The sequence below is a fragment of the Rhodoferax sp. OV413 genome (assembly GCF_945881795.1).
Lineage (GTDB): Bacteria > Pseudomonadota > Gammaproteobacteria > Burkholderiales > Burkholderiaceae_C > Allorhodoferax.
The window spans coordinates 1-4,798 of record NZ_CAMCVG010000125.1 but is presented as its reverse complement, the minus strand read 5'-3'; the positions used below and the strand labels follow the sequence as shown (position 1 = coordinate 4,798).

Below are 4,798 nucleotides of genomic sequence, written 5' to 3'. Positions count from 1 at the left end.
CGCTTTCTCAGGAGAGGGCACGATGAACTACGGCAACTTCCCCCGTTACGACGCAGTCAGCCGCGCCTTCCACTGGCTGACCGCTGTTGCCGGCATTTAAGAAATAAGGCGAAAAAAAGGCGCTACACAATATGTAGCGCCCGGCGCTTTCAATACGGGCGGTACGCCCGTATTTGCTATACAAGCAGGGCGTTGACCCGCTTCACATACGCCGCCGGGTCGGCTGGAATGCCGCCTTCGGCCAGCAAGGCCTGGTCGAACAGGATGTGGGCCAAATCGTGAAAGTGCACCGAGCCGTCCAGCTTTTTCACCAGCGCGTGGTCGGCGTTCACCTCCAGCACCGGCTTCACGTCCGGCGCCTGCTGGCCGGCTTGTTTGAGCATGCGCGCCAGCTGGGTGCTCATGCCGTGGTCTTGCACCACCAGGCAGGCCGGGCTGTCCACCAGACGGGTGGTCACGCGCACGTCTTCGGCCTTGTCCTTGAGCGCTTCTTTCAGCTTCGCCAGCACCGGCTTGAATGCCTCGGCCGCTTCCTCCGCCGCCTTTTTCTCTGACTCGTCCTGCAGCGATCCGAGGTCCACCGCGCCCTTGGCCACGCTTTGCATCGGCGTGCCGTCAAAGTCGTGCAGGTAGTTCAGCGCCCACTCGTCGACGCGGTCAGTCATCAAGAGCACTTCAATGCCCTTCTTCTTGAACACTTCGAGCTGCGGGCTGTTCTTGGCGGCGGCCATGGTGTCGGCGGTGATGTAGTAAATGGCCTCCTGGCCTTCTTTCATGCGCGCTTTGTAGTCGGCCAGCGCCACGGTGGCTGTGTCGCTGCTGGTGCTTGCGAAGCGCAGCAGCTTGGCCAGGCGGTCCTTGTTGCCGAAGTCTTCGCCCATGCCCTCTTTGAGCACCGCGCCGAACTCGGCGTAGAACCTGGAGTACTTGCCCACCTTGGCCTTGTCTTCCTCGCTGAGTACGTCAATGACATCACCTTCCCCGGCTGCAGGGGCCTTGTCGAACTTGGCCAGGTCTTCCAGCATCGAGAGCACGCGCTTGGTGCAGCCCTCGCGGATAGCCTTCACGTCGCGGCTTTCCTGCAGCAGCTCGCGGCTCACGTTCAGTGGCAGGTCGGCTGAGTCCACCACGCCCTTCACAAAGCGCAGGTAGTTGGGCAACAGCGCTTCGGCGTCGTCCATGATGAAGACGCGCTTCACATACAGCTTGAGGCCGGACTTGGTCTCGCGGTTGTACAGGTCCATCGGCGCCTTGGACGGGATGTACAGCAGCTGGGTGTATTCAGTGCTGCCTTCCACCCGGTTGTGGGTGTGGGACAGCGGGGCTTCGAAGTCGTGGCTGATCTGCTTGTAGAAGTCTTCGTACTGCTCTTGGGTGACGTCCTTTTTGGCACGGGCCCAGATGGCGTTGGCTTTGTTGACGGTTTCCCACTCGCCGGTTTTGACCATGCCGCCGGGCTGGCGTCCGCCGTTCTCGTCCGACGGGTTGATCAGCTCGCCGTCTTTCCACTCTTCTTTCTCCATCTGGATGGGCAGGCTGATGTGGTCGGAGTATTTGTTGATGATGCCCTTGACCTTCCAAGTCTGCAGGTAATCGGACGCATCGTCGCGCAGGTGCAGGATCACGCTCGTGCCGCGGGCTTCGCGGGTGATGGCCTCCACTTCGAATGCGCCGCCACCGCTGGCGCCGCTGTCGTTAACACTCGCACTTGTCCAGCGCACAGCCTCATCAATCTTCAGGCCGGCGCGGCGCGATTCGACGGTGATCTTGTCGGCCACGATGAAGCCGGAGTAAAAGCCCACGCCGAACTGGCCGATCAGGTTGCTGTCGGCCTTCTGGTCGCCGGACAGCTTGCTCACAAAGTCTTTGGTTCCGCTCTTGGCAATCGTGCCCAGGTTGTCGATGGCTTCCTGCATAGAGAGGCCAATGCCGTTGTCGGTGATGGTCAGCGTCTTGGCATCCTTGTCGAAGGTGACTTTGACTTTCAACTCGGAGTCGTTCTCATAGAGGCCGCCGTTGTTGATGGCCTCAAAGCGCAGCTTGTCGCAGGCGTCCGACGCGTTGGAGATCAACTCGCGCAGGAAAATTTCTTTGTTGGAGTACAGCGAGTGGGTCACCAGGTGCAGCAGCTGGGCCACTTCAGCCTGAAAGTTCATGGTTTGCTTGGTCATAGTTCAGTCTCAGGGTCTCAATAAAAACAGATGGCACGCGGCCGGCGGGCGCCAAAAAGAAGCGCAACGATTAACTATGGGCGAGGGGGAGGTTTTCAATAGCCGAATGCCAATGAGGGCAAGGGCGGTTTGGGGCGGCTGACGATTTCTGGTACCCCAGTATGAGGAAGCCGCCCCAAACCGCTCTTGCGCGGAGGCAGCTTCGAAAGAGCAGATTAGAACCTCTCAAAAGGCTGCAAGTAGCGCCATTGCCCCACCGGCAAATTACCCAACATCACCTTGCCTATCCGCACCCGCTTTAAGCCCACCACCTTCAGGCCAACCAGCTCGCACATACGCCGTATCTGGCGCTTCTTGCCCTCGGTCAGCACAAAACGCAGCTGCTCGGGGTTTTGCCATTCCACCTTGGCAACTTGGAGTGCCTGGTCGTCCAGTCGCAGGCCGTGGCGCAGCAACTGCAACTTCTCGGGCGGAAACACGCTCTGCACGTCGTTGGTCACCGGATCGTCATCGTCCAGGCGGATGAGCTGTTGTGGTTTGCCCCGCCCGGACAAGGCCGGGTAGGTGGCAGCTGCGGAGTTGGCGGCCTGGTGGTTGGCAACGCCGGTGTAGGCCACCCGCACCAGATATTCCTTCTCCATCACCGAGTCTTCGCCAATCAACTGGCGGGCCACGCGGCCGTCTTGGGTGAGCACCAGCAAACCGGTGGAGTCGATGTCCAGCCGCCCGGCCGGCACCAGGCTCTTGAGCTGGCTGCCGTGAAAGAAGAAGCGGGCGTTGTCATCGCGCCAGCGGTTCTGGGGCTGGATGAGTTTGATCGCGGGCTCATGTCCGTCTTCGGCCTGCCCGCTCACAATGCCCAAGGGTTTGTTGAGCAGGATGGTGACCTGGTTGGCCTGCTGGCCTTGGGCGGCTTTGTCGATGTCGATGCGCACGTCGGGCAGCACCTGCATGCCCATCTCGGCAACGACGCCGTTGACCCTGACCCAGCCTTTGGCAATCCATTCGTCTGCCTCGCGGCGCGAGGCAAATCCGAGATCGGCCATGCGCTTATTTAAGCGCACCGTGCCGCCTGCGCCGTGCGCAGCGGTATTGCTCTGGCCTTGGGGGATGGCGCGGTTGCCGGCCGCACGGGCTGGCGCCGGCGCGCGGCGCAAAGTGGGGCGGGGCGGTTGGGCGGGGCCGGAGGGGTCGTCGCTCATCGGTAAAAGGCTTCGATCCTGCCCTTGAGCTTGATGAGCAAGGGCTTGCCTTTGCGGTCCAGCGCCCGGCCGGCGGGGACCTTGATCCAGCCTTCGCTGATGCAGTATTCCTCCACGTCGTTGCGCTCTTTGTCGTTGAAGCGGATGCCGATGTCGTGCTCGAAGACAGCCGCCACATGGTGCGGGCTGCGCGGATCTACCGACAAATGGTCGGGGAATTCAGGGCGCGCAGGGGTCTCGGCGCGATCGGGGAGTCCCGGGGCTTCGGGTAATTCGGTGGTGGTGCTCATATGCGGTATTTTGGCATTGCCACGCCGCCGCTACTTGCCGGCAGCCCGAGTGAACAGGCGCGAACGCAGGGCGGGCAGATCCAGCACCCTCAGGCCGCCGTACTCCACCTGGATGCAGCCCTGGGCCTGCAAGGTGTTGAGCGCCTCGTTCACCCGCTGGCGCGACAGGCCCGCAAGGTAGGCCAGTTCCTGCTGCGTGATGCGCAGCACTTCGCCCACGCCGGGAAAAAGCACTGGGTTGAACAGCGAGGCCAGGCTGCGGGCCACGCGAATGTCGGGGTTGGTCATGCGGTCAATCTCGCGCGCCGCAATGAACTGGCCCAGCCGCTCGTTGAGCTGGTTCATCACAAAGCGGTTGAAAGCAATCGAGTGGTCCAACAGCCAATGGAAGGTGTCCACGTGCAGGCCCGCCACCATGCTGGACCGCAGCGCCTGGATGTTGTAGCGGTAGGCCTCGCGCTTGAGCGCAGTGCCCTCGCCAAACCAGCCCCCCGGCGGCAGCCCGGTGAAGGTCATGGTCTGGCCCTCGGCGTTGTCAGTGCTCATCTTGAGCAGCCCGTCGATCACGCCAAACCAGTAGGTCACCGGCCTGCCCATGCGGCACAGGAACTCGCCGCTGGCGGCCTGGGCAATGCGCAAGTCGTTCACCGCGCGTTCGCGGTCGGCCGCCTCCAGCAGCCCTAGCCACGGAATGGCGGCGAGTTCGGCATCGGTCAGCGGCCGGCGGCGCTGGTGCAGGCTGGCTTCCGGGGCGGACGCCAGCGGAGCGCTTGCGGCCGCAGAGGAGGATGGCAAATTTTGACTGGTGCGGGGCATGGTGTGCGGTGTCGTAGGTGGCTATTCGCGGCCGGGAAGTGGGTCTTTGGCAGGTTTTTGGTGGTCGGATGGCGAAGGGAAAACACCTAGTTAGATTTGCCGAGATTGTCGTCCGAATGACAACTTGGCGTCAAACGCGGTTCTACCATTCAAACCATACCAATGAATACCAAGAGCCTGCGCCACGACGCGGCAGGTGATAACGAGGTGAGACGCAATGGGTACGCAAACGACATTTCCGCAGCTCCTGCTGCAGCACGCGGCACAACGCCCGCAGGCGGCCGCGATGCGCGAAAAGGAATACGGCATCTGGCAATCA

The 4,798-nt window shown here is 62.0% G+C and carries 4 protein-coding genes; all 4 read right to left on the bottom strand.

Translation table 11 applies throughout. The features are described 5' to 3' along the window. Positions 1-176: 176 nt before the first annotated feature. The 4 genes from htpG to Q0O05_RS11335 all read right to left on the bottom strand — a co-directional run bounded on the left by htpG (position 177) and on the right by Q0O05_RS11335 (position 4,479). Complete coding sequence (gene htpG, locus Q0O05_RS11350) at positions 177-2,171, bottom strand: molecular chaperone HtpG (protein WP_293663121.1); 1,995 nt, start codon at positions 2,169-2,171, stop codon at positions 177-179. A 215-nt stretch (positions 2,172-2,386) separates the two neighbouring features. Continuing rightward, on the bottom strand, positions 2,387-3,373 hold the full coding sequence (locus tag Q0O05_RS11345) for a pseudouridine synthase (RefSeq protein ID WP_293663119.1): 987 nt from the start codon (positions 3,371-3,373) through the stop codon (positions 2,387-2,389). Further along, entirely contained in the window at positions 3,370-3,663 is a 294-nt protein-coding gene (locus tag Q0O05_RS11340; RefSeq protein ID WP_293663117.1) for a DUF3297 family protein, read from the bottom strand. The genes Q0O05_RS11345 and Q0O05_RS11340 overlap by 4 nt, the downstream gene beginning before the upstream one ends. Positions 3,664-3,693: 30 nt before the next feature. Then, positions 3,694-4,479: a Crp/Fnr family transcriptional regulator gene (locus Q0O05_RS11335; RefSeq protein ID WP_293663115.1), complete on the bottom strand. Its 786-nt coding sequence runs from the start codon at positions 4,477-4,479 to the stop codon at positions 3,694-3,696. Positions 4,480-4,798: the final 319 nt, after the last annotated feature.